This is a genomic window from Lactobacillus hominis DSM 23910 = CRBIP 24.179, assembly GCF_000296835.1.
GTDB lineage: Bacteria > Bacillota > Bacilli > Lactobacillales > Lactobacillaceae > Lactobacillus > Lactobacillus hominis.
Genome location: NZ_CAKE01000022.1, coordinates 1 through 19818, shown reverse-complemented (window position 1 = coordinate 19818; position 19818 = coordinate 1). Strand labels below are relative to the sequence as shown.

At 35.4% G+C, this 19818-nt stretch carries 14 protein-coding genes and 1 tRNA gene; 12 read left to right on the top strand and 3 right to left on the bottom strand.

What is annotated here, in order from left to right:
• The first annotated feature begins 84 nt into the window (after positions 1-84).
• Together BN55_RS07305 and BN55_RS10035 are read left to right on the top strand one after the other, a co-directional pair.
• Positions 85-1023, top strand: a complete 939-nt coding sequence (locus BN55_RS07305; RefSeq protein ID WP_008471416.1) for an aldo/keto reductase — start codon at positions 85-87, stop codon at positions 1021-1023.
• Between the two features lie 293 nt (positions 1024-1316).
• Complete coding sequence (locus tag BN55_RS10035) at positions 1317-9293, top strand: DUF1542 domain-containing protein (protein WP_008471414.1); 7977 nt, start codon at positions 1317-1319, stop codon at positions 9291-9293.
• A 93-nt stretch (positions 9294-9386) separates the two neighbouring features.
• Here BN55_RS10035 and BN55_RS07295 read toward each other — a convergent pair whose 3' ends face one another.
• Positions 9387-10730: a PFL family protein gene (locus BN55_RS07295; protein WP_008471412.1), complete on the bottom strand. Its 1344-nt coding sequence runs from the start codon at positions 10728-10730 to the stop codon at positions 9387-9389.
• 11 nt (positions 10731-10741) lie between these two features.
• Positions 10742-11008 (bottom strand): ACT domain-containing protein, encoded by a 267-nt coding sequence (locus BN55_RS07290; protein WP_008471411.1) that lies wholly within the window; start codon positions 11006-11008, stop codon positions 10742-10744.
• A 168-nt stretch (positions 11009-11176) separates the two neighbouring features.
• On the opposite strand from BN55_RS07290, the gene BN55_RS07285 reads away from it, so the two are divergent.
• The 4 genes from BN55_RS07285 (at position 11177) to BN55_RS07270 (ending at position 13246) form a co-directional block, all read left to right on the top strand.
• Positions 11177-11827, top strand: coding sequence for an NAD(P)-dependent oxidoreductase (locus tag BN55_RS07285; protein WP_008471410.1), 651 nt, complete (start codon positions 11177-11179; stop codon positions 11825-11827).
• 51 nt (positions 11828-11878) lie between these two features.
• A tRNA-Thr gene (locus tag BN55_RS07280) sits at positions 11879-11951 on the top strand.
• 307 nt (positions 11952-12258) lie between these two features.
• Positions 12259-12876: a CadD family cadmium resistance transporter gene (locus BN55_RS07275; protein WP_008471408.1), complete on the top strand. Its 618-nt coding sequence runs from the start codon at positions 12259-12261 to the stop codon at positions 12874-12876.
• Positions 12877-12892: 16 nt separating this feature from the next.
• On the top strand, positions 12893-13246 hold the full coding sequence (locus BN55_RS07270) for an ArsR/SmtB family transcription factor (RefSeq protein WP_004039861.1): 354 nt from the start codon (positions 12893-12895) through the stop codon (positions 13244-13246).
• A gap of 479 nt (positions 13247-13725) precedes the next feature.
• Here BN55_RS07270 and BN55_RS07265 read toward each other — a convergent pair whose 3' ends face one another.
• Positions 13726-14685, bottom strand: coding sequence for a hypothetical protein (locus tag BN55_RS07265; protein WP_008471406.1), 960 nt, complete (start codon positions 14683-14685; stop codon positions 13726-13728).
• Between the two features lie 136 nt (positions 14686-14821).
• Between BN55_RS07265 and BN55_RS07260 the strand changes: the two genes are divergently transcribed.
• From BN55_RS07260 to BN55_RS07235, 6 genes are all read left to right on the top strand, one after another.
• Positions 14822-15133, top strand: coding sequence for a hypothetical protein (locus tag BN55_RS07260; protein ID WP_008471405.1), 312 nt, complete (start codon positions 14822-14824; stop codon positions 15131-15133).
• Entirely contained in the window at positions 15133-16209 is a 1077-nt protein-coding gene (locus BN55_RS07255; protein ID WP_008471404.1) for a helicase HerA domain-containing protein, read from the top strand. Before BN55_RS07260 ends, BN55_RS07255 begins: the two co-directional genes overlap by 1 nt.
• Entirely contained in the window at positions 16206-16736 is a 531-nt protein-coding gene (locus tag BN55_RS07250; RefSeq protein WP_008471403.1) for a hypothetical protein, read from the top strand. The genes BN55_RS07255 and BN55_RS07250 overlap by 4 nt, the downstream gene beginning before the upstream one ends.
• Positions 16737-16921: 185 nt before the next feature.
• A complete protein-coding gene (locus BN55_RS07245) occupies positions 16922-17992 on the top strand; it encodes a Rep family protein (RefSeq protein WP_008471401.1) in 1071 nt (356 codons plus the stop codon).
• Positions 17993-18084: 92 nt separating this feature from the next.
• The gene (locus tag BN55_RS07240) at positions 18085-18276 is read left to right on the top strand and encodes a helix-turn-helix transcriptional regulator (protein ID WP_008471399.1); all 192 of its coding nucleotides are present in this window, start codon (positions 18085-18087) and stop codon (positions 18274-18276) included.
• 62 nt (positions 18277-18338) lie between these two features.
• Complete coding sequence (locus BN55_RS07235; RefSeq protein WP_008471398.1) at positions 18339-19574, top strand: phage integrase SAM-like domain-containing protein; 1236 nt, start codon at positions 18339-18341, stop codon at positions 19572-19574.
• Positions 19575-19818 lie beyond the last annotated feature (244 nt).

The following is a 19818-nucleotide window of genomic DNA, read 5'->3' as shown; positions in this document are numbered from 1 at the left end:
TGTTAAAAAGCACTTTACGTCTTCTAAAATCATATGTATCATTTTCGTGTAATCGGTTTCAATGTAAATAGGAAAAACATGAAAATGAAAACAACAAAATTAGGAAAAACAAGTTTAGATATTCCAAATATGGCCTTAGGTATTATGAGAATGGATGCAAAAGCGCCAAAGCACGCAGCCGAAGCTATTAAAACTGCTTATGAAAATGGCGTTAACTTTATTGATTCAGCTGATATTTATGGTGGGGGAAAGTCCGAAGAAGTTTTTGGCGAAGCTTTAAAATTGTCAAACATCAAACGTGAAGATCTGTTCATCCAATCAAAAACTGGAATTGTGTTTGGACCAGCTGGCAAGTATGGTTCACGCTATGAATTCACCAAAAAGCATATTTTAGATGGAGTAGATGGTATTTTAAAGAGAATGGGTATCGATTATTTGGATAGTCTTGTCTTGCATCGACCGGATGCTATGATGGATTTAGATGGCATCAAGCAAGCTTTTGATATCTTACAAGCAAAAGGTAAGGTTAGATTTTTTGGTGTATCGAATTTCAATCCTGCACAATTCAGGATGCTTCAAAGTGTAGTAAGTCAGCCACTAATGTTTGATCAACTGCAGTTTGGCTTAATGCATACGGGAATGATTGATTTTGGCTTTCACACCAATATGGCTGATGATGCTTCGATTAATCATGATGGCAGTTTGCTTGAATTTTTAAGGATGAATCATGTTACTCTGCAAGCATGGTCACCATTTCAATATGGAAATTTCGAAGGAACTTTTATTAATAATCCTAAATTTCCAGAACTAAATAGGAAATTACAAGAAATAGGCGATAAATATAATGTAGGTAAAAATGCAATAGCTGCTGCCTGGATTTTAAGATGGCCTGGTCAAGTTCAAGTAATTATAGGAACAATGACACCAACGCATATTGCAGATTCTGCTAAAGGTGCCGATATCGAATTAACACGTCAAGAATGGTATGACCTGTATTTTGCTGCAGGACACGATTTACCTTAAAGCATCTGTAATGTAAAGAGTAATTGAATAAGTGACAATTTTTATGTAAATATTATTGTTACACGTGAAACTATTGATATGTAATTTTACTTTTTAATAACTTATTTGTGGATGTTTATTGGAAGCAAAGATGTTATTATATAAATGTAGAATTAAACGAGAAATTTACTCGTAAATCTAGGTTAAAGAAAAACATTTTGCTTAGACTAGATCTTTACTTGTTGTCATTGTATTACGTATACAATAAAAATAAATTGATCAGGCCTGGGCTATTTTTGTTAGGAGAGGATTGTATGGTATCAAAAAATAATAAGAAGATGCTAGAAGAAAAAATGCGTGATGAAAAGCAACGATTCTCCATTAGGAAATTTAGTATCGGTGCCGCATCCGTTTTAATTGGTTTAAGTTTTATGGCTGGTGGTCAATCAGTTTCTGCTGCGACTAATGATGGTCAACAAGAAGCTACTGGTCAAGATACTAATGTAGGCAAAACTACGAAGAAAATTAATGTAAAAACTGAATCTGAAGTAAAGGATACTGCACAAGTAAATGAAACTGCGAGTGAAGAAAAAGCTCCAAAGGCTTCAGTTCAAAGTGCTTCAAATAATGAAAATGCAGAGGTATCTTCTACAACTTCTGTTGATAGTACTAACACTGCACCAGATAATGGTGACAGTAACAAAGCAAAGACACCTGCAAAGAATTCTGCTAATGAACAGGCAGCTGATAAAAAAGACGAAAAGTCTGAAAATAAGAATAGTAACGCAGCAACTCTTAAATTAATTGTGGAAAAAGCTAAGGCTTCAGCTGACAAGGATACGTTATCTAAAACGTTAGGAGAAAGTAAAGCTAAAGCAGCAGTTCAAGATGAAAACTCAGTTACAGTTACTGATGCGCAGGGCTTAATTAATGCCATTCAAAAGGAAAATGTAGCGACAATTAATGTTGCAAATGATATTAATTTGGGAACTATAACTGATAAGGAGTATAACTATGTTCCTTCTATAAAAAATCGTGATTTTACTATTCAATCTGCCACTTCAGGAACAAAACACACAATTGATTTTTCAGGTTATTGCTTTAACATGAGCAGCCAAAACAGTGTAACGTTTAAGGATCTTAATATTTACAGTCGTACTTATTGGGGTGTAGTTTACAACGCTGGTGGCTATACCTTCGATAATGTTGACTTCACTGGCTCTCAACTTGTTTATACAAAACCAAGTATTAACTCTACGGTTACATTTAAGAATACTGTTAATGCGACTGCGGTAGGGTCATATACTAGTCCGTTGGATGGCAAAACTCGTTCTAGCCAAGGTGGCAATAATCAGCAAATTCTTCAATTTGAAGGTGGAAATAATAAGATTATCTTTGATGAAGGTAGTAATGTAACTCTTACTACTACTAACTCCAATGTTCTTGAAATTGATGGTGGAACTACAAACATTGAAGTTAAAAATGGTGCTAATGTAAAGTTAAATCCTCATTCAAAGGGTAAACCAGAACTTTTAAATGGAATGGATTCAGGTATAGTTGCTCGTGCAATTGCTTCAATAGGTTCTACTAATTTAACTATCGATAAGAATGCCAACTTAAATATTAATTTAAATAAAAAGTCTAGTGATCAAGATCTTTCAGGTGCCCTTTACTTAAAATCGGGTGCTACGATTAATGTCAATGGTAATTTGAATATTACTTCTGATGGACAATCTAGCTATAACAAACGCGCAGATTATGTTCCTGTATATATCAATGGTACTGCAGCAATTAATGTCAACGGTGGATCATTTAAGATTGATGCTACTAATATGGGCGATAGCTACACAGGCCCAATTGTTTCATCGAATGGTAAGTCAACAATCGCCATTAATCACCATGGTACTTTTGATGTAACTGGTGATGGCGCAAAGGCTACTGGTGTATCACTTGGTAGTGGTAGCACTTTCACTTCAACTCAACCAGAATTATTTAACATTTCAATGCCAGATGGTGCCACTGCAATCAAGAACGGTAAAGTTCAATTTAAGGGTGTAAAGACCTCAGCTGATGGTCAGCCAATCGGCGAAATCGACATTACTTATGCAGCAAATGGTACTCCAACTGTTACTAAAGTCACTAGTTATGATGAAGCTACAACTACAGCAACTAGAACTGCTGAAAATAATGCTAAAAATAAGATTAACTTGATTGCTGCTGGTCAAGAAGTTGACTTAAAAGATATCACATTTACTAAAGATGCTGATGGAAATTATATTATGAGTGGTAATGCAAATACTGCTGCTGATACTGGTGCTTACGTGTACATTTCTGTAAATGGTACAGTTAAGCAAGTTCCTACTTCTGGTGAACAAACTCTTTATACCGTTGGCGAAACTGGAGATCCAACTTCTTCTCAAGTTCCTTACACTGCTGAAACAGGAGCAGATGGTAAATTTAGCGTTAACTTAGGTAAGTTAAACGATAACGACCAAGTTTCACTTTATGCAGCTAAGGACTTTGTAACTAGTGATACGGATACTAAGACTGTTTCTGACTGGATGACTAGTTCTTACCGTGATCAATTACAAAAGTTAGTTGATGAAGCTCCTAATGTTGAAAAAGGCTCTAACTACATTAATGCTACTGACAATCTTAAGACTGCTTATACACGTGCAATTAGTGCTGGTTCTACTCTTCTTCAAGATTCCAGTGCTACTTCAGAACAACTTGAAGCTGCAGCTAATGCCATCGTCAATGCTAAGACTGCTTTAAACGGTGATCTCAACAAGGTAAAACAAGATCTTCAAGATGCTGTTGATGCAGCTTCAGACTTTGAAAAGACTTCTGCAACTTATTACAATGCAGACACTACTAAGCAAAAAGCATATACCAATGCAGTTGCTGCCGGTAGTACTGCATTAAATGATTCGAATGCTACAGTTGATAGCTTAACAGCTGCCTTAAAGAATATTAACAATGCTAAAAATGCATTAGATGGCCAACCAACCAATAAGCAAGATCTTCAAAATGCAGTTGATGAATCTAAAGACGTTAAGAACAGCAACAACTACACTAATGCCGATCCAGCAGCAAAGACAGCATATGATGATGCCGTAACAGCGGCTCAAAGCGTTTTGGACAACAAGAATGCAACTCAGGCTCAAGTAAATCAAGCATTGCAAGATCTAAATACTGCCAATGGCAAATTGAACGGAGATGCCAAGACAGATGCCGCTAACAGGCAAGCTCTTGAAGATGCAGTGGAGGACGCACCGAATGTAAGAAATACTCCAGCATACTATAACGGAGGTAGCAAAGTTCAAGATGCATACAATAAGGCAATTACTGATGGACAAGCAGTTTTAGATAAAAGCAATGCAACTCCAGCAGAAGTCAAGAATGCATTAGATGCAATTACTAATGCAAAGGCTGCATTAGATGGTCAACCAACAAATAAAGATGCCCTTCAAGATGCAGTTAATAAATCTAAAGACATCAAGAACAGCAATAACTACACTAATGCTGATCAAAATGCAAAGACAGCATACGACAATGCAGTAACAGCGGCTCAAAGCGTTTTGGACGACAAGAATGCAACTCAGGCTCAAGTAACTCAAGCATTAAAAGATCTTAATACTGCCAATGGCAAATTGAACGGAGATGCTAAGACAGAAGCTGCTAACCGGGCTACTCTTGAAGATGCAGTAAAAGAAGCACCAACAGTTGAAAAGACTTCTTCTAAGTACTATAACGGCACTGAAAAAGCACAAAATGACTATAAGAATGCTGTATCAGAAGGTCAAAAAGTATTAGATAATCCAAGTGCTACAGCAGATCAAATAAAGACAGCATTGGATAATATTAATGCTGCAAAAGGCGCGTTAGACGGAGACCCAACAAATAAAACCACTTTACAAAATAGTGTAGATAATGCAGTAGATCTTGATAAGAGCAATGCTGATGCTCAAGCTAAGCAAGATTACACTGATGCACTTGATAAAGCTAACCAAGTATTAGCAGATCCAAATGCAACACAACAAGCAGTAAATGAAGCAAACACAGCATTAACTAATGCAAAGACAGCATTAGACAATAGCTCAGCATTACAAAATGCCAAAGATGCATTGCAACAAGCAGTATATGCCAAGTCAACTACAGAAAAGACCCCAGCATACTACAATGCCGATTCTGCTAAGCAACAAGCATATGACACAGCAATTAGTGCTGGTACTGATGCATTAAACGCTCAAAATCCAACAGTTGAAAGCTTAACAACTGCATTGAATAAGATTAATGAAGCAAAGAACGCATTAGATGGTAAGGCAACTGACACCAGCAAGCTTACAGCAGCAGTTAATAATGCTGATACTGTGAAAGCAGGCAATGACTACAAAGATGCTAGTGCTGATGTTCAAAAGCAATACGATGATGCAGTAAAAGCAGGTCAACAATTATTGGATCCAACTACAGCACCATCTCCATTGACTCAAGCCGATGTTGATAGAGCAACTAAGGCAATTACAGACGCACAGAGGGCTTTAACTACTAGTGCTACAACTAATGTTAAGGATGCTAAGGAAAAAGCTACTGCTGATTTAACTACTGCTGTTGATGCAGCTAAGAAGGCAATCGATCAAGATACTAACTTAACTGAAGACGAAAGAAATGCAGCTAAAGCTCAAGTAGATCAAGATGCTAGCGCTGCAAAAGAAGCTATCAATAAGGCTGCTACTAACGACGCAGTAACTTCTGCTGCAACTGCCGGTAAAGTTACTATCGACAAGACTGTCGCCAATGCTGCTATTGACAATGCTGCTGCTGGCAAAAATAAAGCCATCGATGGATCTTCATTAACTGCTGAAGAAAAGAACGGCATTAAAGATCAAGTAGCTCAAGCAGTAAAGAATGCTAAGGGTGAAATTTCTGCCGCTAATACTGAACAAACAGTAAAAGATGCACAAAACGCTGGTGTTGCTGCGATCGATGATATTAAAGTTCCATCAACTTCAACTCAAAAAGAAGAAGCAAAAGACAACATCAATAAAGCAGCTGATGATGCTAAGAAGGAAATTGATCAAGACAGCAACTTAACCGATGATCAAAAGCAAGCAGCTAAGGATCAAATCGATAACGACGCCAAGAATGCTCAAAAGGCAATCGATGCTGCTAAGAATGATACTGATGTCAACAATGCAATCGATGCTGGTAAGCTTGCTATCGACAAGACAGTAGCAAATGCCGCAATTGATAACGAAGCAGCTGGCAAGAACAAAGAAATTGCTGGTTCTCCATTAACTACTGATGAACAAAACAAGTGGCGTAATCAAGTAGCTAACGAAGTGAAGAATGCAAAGGATAACATTAATAGCGCAACTACTCCAGCAGAGGTAACTACTGCTCAAAAGAATGGCGTTGATGCAATTAAAGGTATTCAAGTTCCAACAACTTCACCAGAAAAAGACAAGGCCAAAGAAAACCTTGATAAGCAAGTTCAAGATGCTAAGGATGCTATCGATCAAGACAGCAACTTAACCGATGATCAAAAGCAAGCAGCCAAGAATCAAATTGATACCGACGCTAAAAATGCTCAAGATGCCATTGACAATGCTAAAACCAATGATGATGTTAAGAAGGCCACTGATGCTGGGCAACTTGGTATTGATAAGACAGTAGCAAATGCCGCAATTGATAACGAAGCAGCTGGAAAACTTAAAGAAATTAAGGATCCATTAACTGATGAGGAAAAGAAGACTTACACTGATTTAGTTAATGACGCAGCTAATAATGCAAAACAAAACATTGCTAACGCAACAACTCCAGAAGCAGTAACTAAGGCACAAGAAGATGGCGTAAATGCTATTGACAAGATTAATGTGCCAACTACTTCTCCAGTTAAGGATGCCGCAAATAAGGCAATTGATGAGGCTTTGAAGAACAAAGAAGCCGAAATCAATAATGCTACTAACATAACTGATCAAGAAAAGCAAGATTTCATTAAGCAAGCTACTGATGCCGCAAACAAGGCTCACGACAACATAAACAAAGCAACTACTACTCAAGATGTTGAAACTGCTCAAACTAATGGTGAAAAGGCAATTGCCGATGTAACTGTTCCAGGCTTATCTGATGTTAAGAAAGAAAGTACTGACTTAATCAATAAGGCTTTAGATAAGAAGAAAGATGAAATTAACAATGCTTCTAACTTGTCAAATGATGAAAAGCAACAATTAATTAATGATGCTACTAAGGCTGCTACTGATGCAATTAACAACGTTAACAATGCTAAGACCAATGATGAAGCCAAGCAAGCAGCTGATACAGGTGTTAAGAAGATTGAAGATGTAAAGATTCCTAGTCTTGATAATGCTAAGAAGGATGCTAACCAAGCAATTGATGATGCATTGAAGTCTAAGACTAACGAAATTAACAATGCTTCTAACTTGTCACAAGATGAGAAGCAAGATTTGATTAAGAAGGCTACTGATGAGGCTAATACTGCTAAGGACAATATCGCTAAGGCAACCACTAACGATGATGTTAAGAAGGCAGAAGAGGATGGTGTCGAAGCAATCAGGGGCGTTAACTTCACTAACTTAGATGATGCAAAGAAGGCTGCAACTGATGCTATCGATAATGCATTAACTAATAAGACTAATGAAATTAACAATGCTTCTAACTTGTCACAAGATGAGAAGCAAGATTTGATTAAGAAGGCTACTGATGAGGCTAATACTGCCAAGGACAATATCGCTAAGGCAACCACTAACGATGCTGTAACCAATGCCCAAAACAAGGGTATTGAAGCAATTGCTAATGTACCTGTTCCAAGTCTTGATGAAGTTAAACAAAACGCAATCAATGCCATCAAGCAAGTTCAAGAAGCTAAGAATAAGCAAATTGCTGATGCAACTAACTTAAGTCCTGAAGAGCAAAAGAACTTAACTGATCAAGTAAACAAGATTGCCGATGATGCAATTGCCAAGATCAACGATCCAGCAACTACAACTAATGATGCTGTTAAGACTGCTCGTGACAATGCAATTGATCAAATCACCAACTTGTTCATCCCAACCTTAGATAGTGCAAAACGAAATGCTAATGATGCCATTGATAATGCTGTAAAATCTAAGACTGATGAGATTAATAAAGCTTCTAACTTGAGCGATAAGGCTAAGCAAGACTTAATTGATAAAGTAAATAAAGCAGCCGAAACTGCTAAAGAAAATATCAAGAATGCAACAACTAACGATGGTGTTAAGGATGCTGAAACTCAAGGCTTAGATGCAATTAATAATGTTAAGGTTCCAAGTCTAGCTGAAGCTAAAGATAGTGCTGTTGATGAAATTAAGAGTGCTTTAAATAGCAAACTTAATGAAATTAACAATGCAACTTACTTACCACAAGCTCAAAGAGATAGCTTGACTGAAGCTGCTAATAAGGCCGCTAACGACGCAATTGGTGCAATTACTGCTGCTACAACTAATGATCAAGTTTCTAGCGCAAAGCAAAATGGTCTTGATGCAATTGCTAAAGTAGTTGTTCCAGCCGATACAACTGGCGATTCAGGTAATGCGGGCAATGATACTAACGACCAAGCTGCTTTGAACAATGCTAAGGATTCAGCAACTCAAGCAATTGACCAAGCATTAGCTAACAAGGTTAACGAAATCAACAATGCATCCCACTTAAGCGATAGCGAAAAAGCTGCATTAATTACTGATGCAACTGATGCCGCAAACACTGCTAAAGCTAACATTAGTAATGCAAGAGATGAGCAAGCTGTTGAACTTGCTAAGAACAACGGTATCGCCGCAATTAATGCGATCACTATTCCATCACTTAGCGATAAGAAAGATTCAGCAATTACTGAAATTGATAAGGCTGCCAATGCTAAGAACGAAGAAATCAATCGCGCTAACTTATCTGCTTCACAAAAAGAACACCTAAGAGATTTAGTATCAAAATCAGCTCGTGATGCTAAAGCTAATATTGGTGCTGCTACTAGTGATTCAGGCGTAGATGCTGCATTAGCTAAGGGCTTAGCTGCAATTAACGCAATCAAGGTTGGTAGCGTTAATGCAAACGGCTTAGCAGGCGTAAATGGTCAAAATGCAAATGCTAATGCTTCACGCAATGCTGATAATGCAAAGAGCAACAGCAATGCTTCACGTAAAGAATTACCACAAACTGGTGCACGTGAAAACAATGCTGGCGTGATCGGCTTAGCCGTAGCAAGTCTTGCAGGTTTAATTGGTTTAGCTGGCACTAAGAAGAGAAAGAATGATTAATTTCTTACTTTCCTAGTTAATAACTAAAACTGTGAGTAAATAAAAGACGCTAGAGGATTAAATTTCCTCTAGCGTTTTTTTCATGCAATTAAATTAATTCTTAAAACTGTGAATTGGAGCTGGAATTAAACCGCCACGGTTGATTAAACGATCGCTTGGAGCTGGGTTAACAGCCATGATTGGTGCATGACCGAGCAAGCCACCAAATTCAACGTCTTCGCCAACGCCTCTACCAGGAACTGGAATTACGCGAACAGCGGTAGTTTTACTATTAACCATACCGATAGCTGCTTCGTCCGCAATCATTGCACTGATTGTTTCTTTAGGCGTATCGCCAGGGATGGCAATCATGTCTAAACCAACTGAACAAACAGCCGTCATGGCCTCTAATTTGGAGATGTTAAGCGTTCCATTTTCAGCAGCACTAATCATACCTGCATCTTCAGAGACAGGTATGAAGGCACCAGAAAGTCCACCTACGTGGCTACATGCCATGATCCCGCCTTTTTTAACTGCGTCATTAAGCATTGCTAAAGCAGCAGTGGTTCCGTGAGTGCCGACTTGCGAAACGCCGATTTCTTCTAAAACTTCGGCAACTGAATCGCCAGGTGCAGCAGTAGGAGCAAGTGACAAGTCAACAATGCCAAAAGGCACACCGAGTTTATCAGCGGCAACGCTACCAACTAATTGCCCCATACGCGTTACTTTGAAAGCTGTCTGCTTAATTGTTTCGGCGACAACGTCCATTGGTTGCCCCTTAACTTTTTCAAGAGCAGCTTTAATTACGCCAGGTCCAGAAACACCAGCATTAATGACAACATCTGGTTCGCTAACGCCATGAAAACCACCGGCCATAAACGGATTATCCTGAACTGCATTACAAAAGACGACTAACTTAGCATTAGCCATCATGTCGAGTTTAGAAGCTTGGACAATCACATCGCCCATTTGCTTAACTGCGTCCATGTTGATGCCGCTTTTGGTAGAGCCGACATTAACGCTGGCGCAAACGTAGTTAGTTTCGCTTAATGCTTGAGCAAGTGAGTTGATTAAGATGCGGTCTCCGTTTTGGTAGCCTTTATCAACTAGCGCTGAAAAGCCACCGATAAAGTCGATGCCTAATTCTTTGGCTGCTCGATCTAAAGTTTTGGCATATTTAACGTAGTCTTTATCGTCACTTGCAGCGGCAATTAAAGAAATCGGCGTTACAGTAACGCGTTTGTTAGCAATTGGGATGCCATATTCTTGTTCAATTTGCTCGCCAACTTTTACTAAGTCGCGAGCCTTAGTAGTGATTTTATCGTAGATTTTTTGACAAGCGCGGTCGCTATCGCTGTCGATACAGTCAAGCAGAGAAATTCCCATCGTGATTGTACGAATATCTAAGTTTTCGCTAGATAGCATCTGGCTTGTTTCATAGATTTGATTTGCGTCCATTTACTTTCTCCTTAAAGTTGGTGCATTGCGTCGTATAATTCTTCGTTACGCAAGTTAATTTCAACGTCTAAGTCTTTACCTAAGTCAGTAAATTTGGCGCTTAAATCAGCAAAATCTTTATCTTTAGGGACATTAACCATCATCATCATGACGAAATTATCGTCCATGATAGTTTGCGAAACGTCTAAAATGTTAATGTCATTTTCGGCTAAAACTTGACTAACGCTGGCTACGATACCAACTTTGTCTTTGCCTAATACAGTAAGAATTGCTTTCATGGCGGACTCCTTTTTATAAATAATAGCTGTTAACTTTAGATTTTATTGAAAAACGGTGCACAAAACAAGAAAAAGTCAATCTAATAGTGCGTTAAAGGACGAGTTTTTCTTAAAAGATGCTATGCTAAAAGAGAAGTAATCTATTTTAAAATAGAAAGGACTACGCATATGACAAAGGTTGGAATTATCGGCGCTTCTGGCATGGCTGAAAGTGCAATTTATAAATTAGCATCACAAAATCCTACTTTACAAGTTACTGGAATTGTTAGAAATGAAGCCAAGGCTCACCGCGTATTAGGCGACGATGCAAATTTAGTTATTGGCAACGTGTTGACGATGAACGACAGCATGTTTAAAAACTTTGACGTAATTGTCGATGCATTCGGCACAATTCCTGCTCAAGCAGGCGATCAATTAGTTTTAGCTAGAAAGTTGATCGACTTAGCGCGTAAAAATAAGATTAGAGTGATCTTTATTTTAGGTGCAGGCAGTCTGCGCACCGGTGAAGATCACCACTTAGTTGTTAAAGACATCGCACAAATGCCGGGCGCTAAAGACTGGATCAATGTTCCAGAGCAACAACTTAAAGAGCTAGACTACTTAAACGGCGTCGATGACGTTGATTGGCTAGGAATTTCCCCATCATTAACTTACGAAGCAGGTCCTGCGACTGCTTATGAAGTAGGTGGCGATGAATTACTTTATGATGAAAATGGCGAATCCAAGGTAACTAACGGCACAATGGCTAAGTTAGTTGTTAATGAAATCTTGTATCCAGAGCACAGCAAAGAAAGAATTACCGTTGTAAATAAAGAATAAAAATTTATGCTTGCTTTTTTGACCGCATCTGATATACTATTATGTGTTGATGCTGACTTAGCTCAGTTGGCAGAGCACGTCATTAGTAATGATGAGGTCGAAGGTTCGAATCCTTTAGTCAGCATTATAAAGATTCATTTAGATTGATTAACCTTGATTTATCGACGTTTTACGAAGGTAAGTTGAGGTTAATTTTTTTGCGTAAAGAAAAATGATGCACACTAAGTGCACGCAGTTAAATTTTTAAAGTGCAATTTTTGCACACGGTGTTAAGAGCGGAATAATGTAATGATAAAGATCATGGTCATGTAGACCATGATCTTTTTACTTTTTAAAGAAAAAAATAAAGATGTCTTGACATTTAGATTCAAATATTCCAAAATAACATTCAAATGTAGATTTGAATGTTATTTGGAGGAAATCGAAATAAAATGTTAAAAACTATTATTACCAGTGCAATCACATATAGTAGTACCGCTATAGATTTATTAATAATTTTGATGCTCTTCTTTGCCAAAATTAAAGACAAAAAAGGTATTAGAGACATTTATATAGGACAATTCCTTGGATCTGATGTTCTAATACTAGTTAGTTTATTCTTTGCTTTTATATTGCATTATGTTCCTGATAAGCGGTTATTAGGACTACTTGGAATAATCCCTATATTTTTAGGATTAAAGGCTTTAATTTTTGGTGACTCCGATGGTGAAAAGATGGCCAATAAGGAACTGAATAGTAATAATAAAATGAATTTAATAAGAACTCTTATGTTCATTACTATCGTAAGTTGTGGGGCTGATAATATTGGACTATTTGTACCTTACTTCATTAGTTTGACACCATTGAATTTAGTGATAACCTTGATTGTATTTTTGATAATGATTTTCTTGTTAGTTTTTGTTGCTCAAAAGATGGCTAATGTTCCTACTATAGGTGCGGTTCTTGAAAAATATAGTCGTTGGTTCATAGGATTCGTCTATATTTTTATTGGCGGTTCTGTTTTAATTGAAAATGGATCAATTCAATTTATAATTAACTTATTCAAATAATGAGTGAGGTAAACTTATGGACGTTTTAGATAAAGCTGATATCACTTGTGACCAAACATTAGTAGAAACAGATAAAGTGATAAAAGTTTCAGACTTTCTTGGCAAACCAAATATAAAGAAATACTTTTATGCATTATCTAAGATTTCTGATGAAAAGAAATTAAAAATCGTTTTTTCATTGATTGCACAAGAATCACTCTGTGTTTGTGATATTGCATATATTTTGGATTGTAGTATTGCTACTGCTTCACACCATTTAAGAAAGCTTTACGACGAGAATATTTTAGGTCGTGAAAAAAGAGGGAAAATGGCGTACTACTTTATTAAGGATGATGATTTGAAAGAATTATTTGCTCAACTTAATAAATAAGATTGTAATTAATATTTTTACAAAATGGGTTGTTTTGTTCGAAAAATCGAGATAGAACGTATTTTATATTAATAAACTTTACTAAAGAGGTTAGTAATAGAACTACATTGTATGTAGCATTTACCAGTATGCTGGTAAATTTAGCTATTAATTCATAAGTAGCTCTAGAAAATCTTAATAATTAAGCCAAAAAACCAAGTTGATTTTCAACTTGGTTTTATTTTATTTAAAAAATAAATAATTTCCGTCTACTGACATTAGTAATATTTTAACGGTCACTAATTGAATACTTTGATCATAAATTCATATGATCAGGGTGATAATGAGCAAATAATCAATATCTTGTATTTTTAAATTTTTTATTTACCTAATGCTTAAAAAAATACGTAATGTACCTGCCCAATCGGTGTCAATAAAAATATTATTTTTAATACTCTGAAGTAAATAGTCTTTTGTATTTTCATATTTAAGATTATTAATTATTTTCTTTTACCGAAAAAATCATTATTCTCAAGCATAGTTTCAGCTGATCTTTTGTAAAAAGTATTATCTTCATCTATTCCCATTTTAGCTAACTCATTTAAATAAAATTTATCCAGTTTTTCTATCCACTCAATTAGCAAATTGATTGCTGTATTAAAACATAATATATTTTCATCTGACGTATCATTAAAAAGACACATTCTAAAGTAATTATAATTATAGTTATCTGTGTTCCAATCATCATCGCTAAGCATAAATTCTAAATCTGGCTGTAAATTATTAAAGCTTTCACTCAGTTTAGAAAACATACAACTTGGTGGATATAAATACGAGTTATTTTTTTCGTTTATCATATGAAGATTAGAATTAGAGAACTCAAAAAAAGTAAATGGTGGTTGCGGTTCAAACAATATACTATAGTCATTTTCATTAAATCCATCATCACAGAACTTTTTTAAGGCAACATTATTAAAGATGTCTTTTCTATCCTCTTCGGCACGAATTATTAAATTTATTAAATAATTCAAATTCAAATATTTTTTTGCACGAGTATTACTAGATATTATAAAACCTATATTGTACATATTTAACGAAATTTCCGTTTCACCAATATCAAAGTCTTCAATGAAAGTCTTTATATAGTTATAAACTTTCATTAAATATTCAGTAGCATTAGCTGGAATAAGAAAAAGAGTTTCAATATAATCAATTGCACAAATCTTACATAAAGCCTCTCTAATAACGGGTTCTTTGGGTCTGTTTCCTTTTTTCCAACTAAAAATATTGGAATTTCCGCTTTTCATTTCAGACTTATCTATTGGTATAGCTAGTTTCTTTGGAACTAGCTTATTTATTTTGCGCGCAAAGTCATTTTGTGAGTCTGAATGACCACTTAAATATTCATTAATAAATCTAGGAAAATTGTTATTAGGAATAGGATATTTAGGTTTGGGCATAATAATATCTTCTTTCACCGTCAAAAGTTATGAACATAAAGCTGTACGTGTATTTTATCATCATACACTTTATAGTAAACAGTGAAGATTAAAGAAATCTTCAAAATAAATTTTAATTAAGGAGGATTTTCAAAAAATGAAAATCAAACGAACAAGTGGCTACTCAGAAGCACTAGCCAAAATGTACATTCCAAGTGACGTCTCAACTTACTCATTATCTATTAATTTAGATACTCAAGTTAAATGGGTCAATGGAAAACCTACAGATGAAGTAACGGGTTATCAATGCTGGTTTATTGCTGAAGGAACAGAACCATTTAAGGTTAAATTTCCTAATAAGGTTAGCCTACCATCTATGTTTACCAAAATTAAATTTCAAAATCTCGAAGCTTGTGAGGTTGGGAATAACGTATACTTCAAAGCTAACGGGCTTGAGGTGATGAAATAATGTCAAGTAGTGAAACTGCTCGTTATATTACCCAATGTCTCAATATGTCACTTGATCTTTCAGGTGAAACAAGTTATACGAACAGCTTTAAAGTCAAGGTGTTGAATGATGGCTTTCTTTTCATTCCTCATTTACCTGCAAGTTACATCATTGATAATGACCTTTATCAGCGGATTTATAAGATTGCCAATTCTGCATTGTATCCGCTTAAATCTTTGCTAAAGCAGTCAACTATGTATCTTGTTGCAACAAATGAAGAAGACTTTGGAAATAAAAGAGCCTTCTACTATCCGTGGACTGGCATTAGTAGAAGACTCACAATTACAGATATGAATGCATACCTTGCTTCCAATCCTAATAAAGACATTGAAATAATGCAAGATGTATCTATCGACTATGACAAAGTAACTTCAATTTTGATTGCTGGAAATTCTGGTTCAGGTAAGTCCTACACGCTGACATATTTACTTACAGTTCTTTATTTAAAAGATATTTCTGACCTGTATATAATCGATCCAAAATGTGATGTGCCAGCGCGTTGGGCGCATGTCTATGGTTTAGAAGATAGAACAATCTTTCCAACCGAAGAAATGTCAAATAGCGATTTTGTTAACCAATGTAATGAACTATTGGCTAATGTCGTTAAAGAGATATATGTGCGTCAAAGAATCCTTTACATCGATCCACATCATCACTTCAAGCATTTAACAGTTTGTATTGATGAAGTGCTGGCTTTAACTGATGGATTGCCAAAAAAAATAAAAGATACTTTCTTCTCATTACTCTCACAGATATCTCTTCTTGGTAGAGCAACGAAGGTGCACCTGCTTTTGATTAGCCAGCGTTTTAGCAATGATGCTATTCCCATCGCCGTTCGTGAGCAGGCAAATGTATGCTTGCAGTTGGGCAATATCAATAAGAAAACAACACAATTTCTTTTTGATATTGATCCTGATGGGATATTAATACCAACGGGAAAAGGTACAGGTCTTTTTCAAATAACCGACAATACTCATCCATTTCAGGTGTTACCTCTATTAACACCTACGTACAATATCAAAGGAGGAATTTTATGATTGAAAATCATAAATATCAACCCAGTCACATTAAGTTATATTTACCTTTTATGATGTTTTTGGGCACATTGATTTTGACTTCCATTAATTGGGCACTATTTTACTTTTGGAAAGTAAAAATTGCTCAATCATTAATCGTAAATACTATTATTGCTGGAATCTGTTTACTCATTTTAGCAATTCAAATTGTTCACAAAAGTTTAATTAACTATATTAAATCACTTTTGCTGACATTTGATATTCAACATATGTTGGTAATTCCAGCAGAAATTAATGAATTTACAGGCAAAAGAAAAATTAATGCGATCACACAAACATATAATTCTTATCTTTACCAAAGCTATGGCGAATATAGAGATAATAAATTATACATTTGTATTAGATTACCAATCAACATTGCTGCAGCTAAATTGTTGGATGACAACCTAAACAAACTACGTGAATCAATTGTTAGTCAGAATCCTGACTATTCTTTCACAGGTTTTGAACGACAAGGGTATTATCTAATCAGCGAAGGAACCAAATAAAAGGAACGCGAGTGCCGTAGCACGCGTGCCCTGACAAGGGATAACGCGTAAGCGAAGGCACTCGCACTTTTATGTAAAATGTGTTGTGTAAAGTATCCATAATCACTATTGCTCTGGGCTGAGAGCTTGTTATTCAGCCCCTACACAAGATTGTGTAAATTGTGCAAAAAAGGAGAGTGGTAAAGATGAAAAAGGCTGTAAGAGCCAGACAATTCATGTATACCCAAGACATTGAACACCTTCCATTCAAACAGGAAGACTTAAAAGAGCTACTTGAAAAGTCGAATGCCGAACAATGGGCGTATATTCTTCATGACAAAGATGTTAACGAAAAAGGCGAACCAATTAGACCACATTTTCATGTGATTTTAAAATTTAAAGATGCAAAAACAATTTCCCGTATTGCTAAATTATTTAATGATCAACAACAATATGTCGAAGTTTGGCACAATACCATTAATAATGGATATAGTTACTTAATTCATGAGACAACTAATGCCAAAAATAAACATCATTATGATCCTAGTGAAGTAGTTGCATCTTTTGACTTTGTAACAAGGATTAAACAAATTAGGGAAAAAGTTAATAAACCGTCAAGACATGACATAGAGAATTTTATTGATGATTATTCAAATGAACAATTAACCAAAGAAGAACTTCAAGAAAAAATTGGTGTCCTTGAGATGGCAAAACATAAAACGTTGTTGGATCATATTGAAGACATTTTAGCTTATAAAAAACATCAACGATTTTTAAAAGACTTTAAAGGACAAAAGTGTACCACTTATTGGATTTGGGGATCTTCTGGAATTGGAAAAACAAAACTTGTTCGTGAAGTTTTAGAAGAATTACATCCCAACAATTTTATTATTCTTGGGTCTCAACGTGATCACTTTCAAGAGTACAAAGGTCAGGAATTCATAGTAATTAATGACCTTAGACCCAACGATTACGACTATGGTCAATTGCTTACTCTTTTAGATCCTTGGGAAATTGATAAAATGGCGCCTGCACGATACCATGATCGTTATCTCAATGCTCGTTCAATTTATATCACTACACCATATGATCCACTTAGTTTTTATTTTGAATGTAACATTTCAAATCAAGTAGTAGATTCGTTTGAGCAATTGAAAAGAAGAATTGTTTCTTTAAAGTTAACCGAGGATACGTATAGTGATCTAAAAAATGAACTAATTAAAGATGAAGAAATAGCAGAAGCAATTTGGAAGATAAAATCACAAAAAAAATACTAGTCATGCTGATAGCGACAAAAGCATTGACTAGAATCTCGACTAATTTGATTCTATCCCAAAATTGCTTATAAAACAATTTAAGGAGAATAATAATGATCAAATATCTAACTGGTAAAGAATTATGTGAGGCTTTAGGAATTAGTACAACGCTATTGTATAAATTTCGGAAAGCGGGTATGCCCTACCATCAACTACCAGGCGGTAGACCTTTTTACTTGATTGATCAAGTCGTTGATTGGTTAAAAGATGCAGGTTATCACCAAGAAAAAGTTTGGACAAAATAATTAAGAGGGCGGATAATGTAAGAGATCATTATTCCGCTCTCTTTTTATAAAAGAGGTTTAATATGATCAAAAAAATTCTAAAGGGCAAATATAAAGGCCTTTGGCTAGTGCGAATTCAACCAATGGTCAATGGCAAGCGTAAAAGTGTAACAAGAAGAGCTGATAGTAAGCTTGAAGCACAGAAGCTTGAAATTGATTTGAAAGTGAAATATGCGAGCTATAAGAATGGTTTACCAAGTATCACTGATGAATCTCAACTTTTAATTGAGTACACCAAGTTTGTTGAAAAAAAGGCACAGTCTATTACTGCGACAACGAATCGAAGCTGGAAATATTCATTAACTTTGTTAAATGAATACCTTGAGCAGGAAAGAAAGGTAGATATTCAATTAAGAGATATTGACCAGCATTTTTTTAACGATTTTGGACATTGGTATCTTAATAATCATCCGAAGGCTAGTGTAAAGAAAAGTACCGTAATAGATGTAACTTTAGCACATTTTCGAACTTTCTTTACTTTCCTTATAGATAAGGCTGTTCTTGCTGTAAATCCAATTCCTAGAGGTTACCTAAAATTATTCTTTAAGCAGTCTGATTTTAGTACTGGTAGGAAGTGGCACTTATTTTCTAAAGATGAAGTTAGTGCTTTAAGGGAAGAATTACTTAAAGAGTATAAAGGAGCCACGATTGCTAATTCTGTGTCTAGGCTCGCTTTAATTGTTGATACTTATCTTGGATTACGTCCAGAAGAGTTACAGGTATTAAAGTTTGATCAACTAGTAAAGTATGAAGGCTCTTATACTTTTAAAATTGACGATAGCTGGTCTGAAAAAGAAAAAAAGCCTAATGGTTCTTTGAAAGACAGACCCAAAGGCGCTTATAGATATTGTTTGCCAATTAAGAATATTGAAGTAATTGATTTGATTAAAGATTTTCAGATTAAACAAAAAAAGTATCTCGATGAATATGGTTTAAAAAATACATCGGGATACATCTTTCTGAACTTACATAATTATAAATCAATTAGTTCAAATAACCAATTACCGGTAACACAAAAGAGCTTAAATGAAAAATTAAAAGCTGTTTGTAAGAATGCAGGGATTGAAAAACAGAAAGATTCAATTTTAGCTTTGTATTCTTTGAGAGTTTATTTAAGCAGTTTATTAGGTAATGATAATCGCATATCTAATATGTATGCTTGCCAAAGAATGGGAAATACTATTCAAGTTTTTCTTTCAACTTATGTAAAGGAAAATCGTGAATCTTATAAAGAAAATTCTCAACTTTGGAATTGTTAGTTAAAAATGCACTTTATTTGCACTTTGCAAGTATTGTGCCTATTAAAAATATTGATATATCAAGGGTGTTGGCTAAAACCTCTGCGCTTTAGTCAGCATAATTTAAAAGATCCAGTCGAAAGGCTGGATCTTTTTTGTTGTATAAAAATTAAAGGCTGTTTGTCAAATCCTGTTGATGAATAGTTTTGAAAAAGAATCAAGCAACTAAAGAATAGTTGTTTGGTTCTTTTTGTTTGATGATATT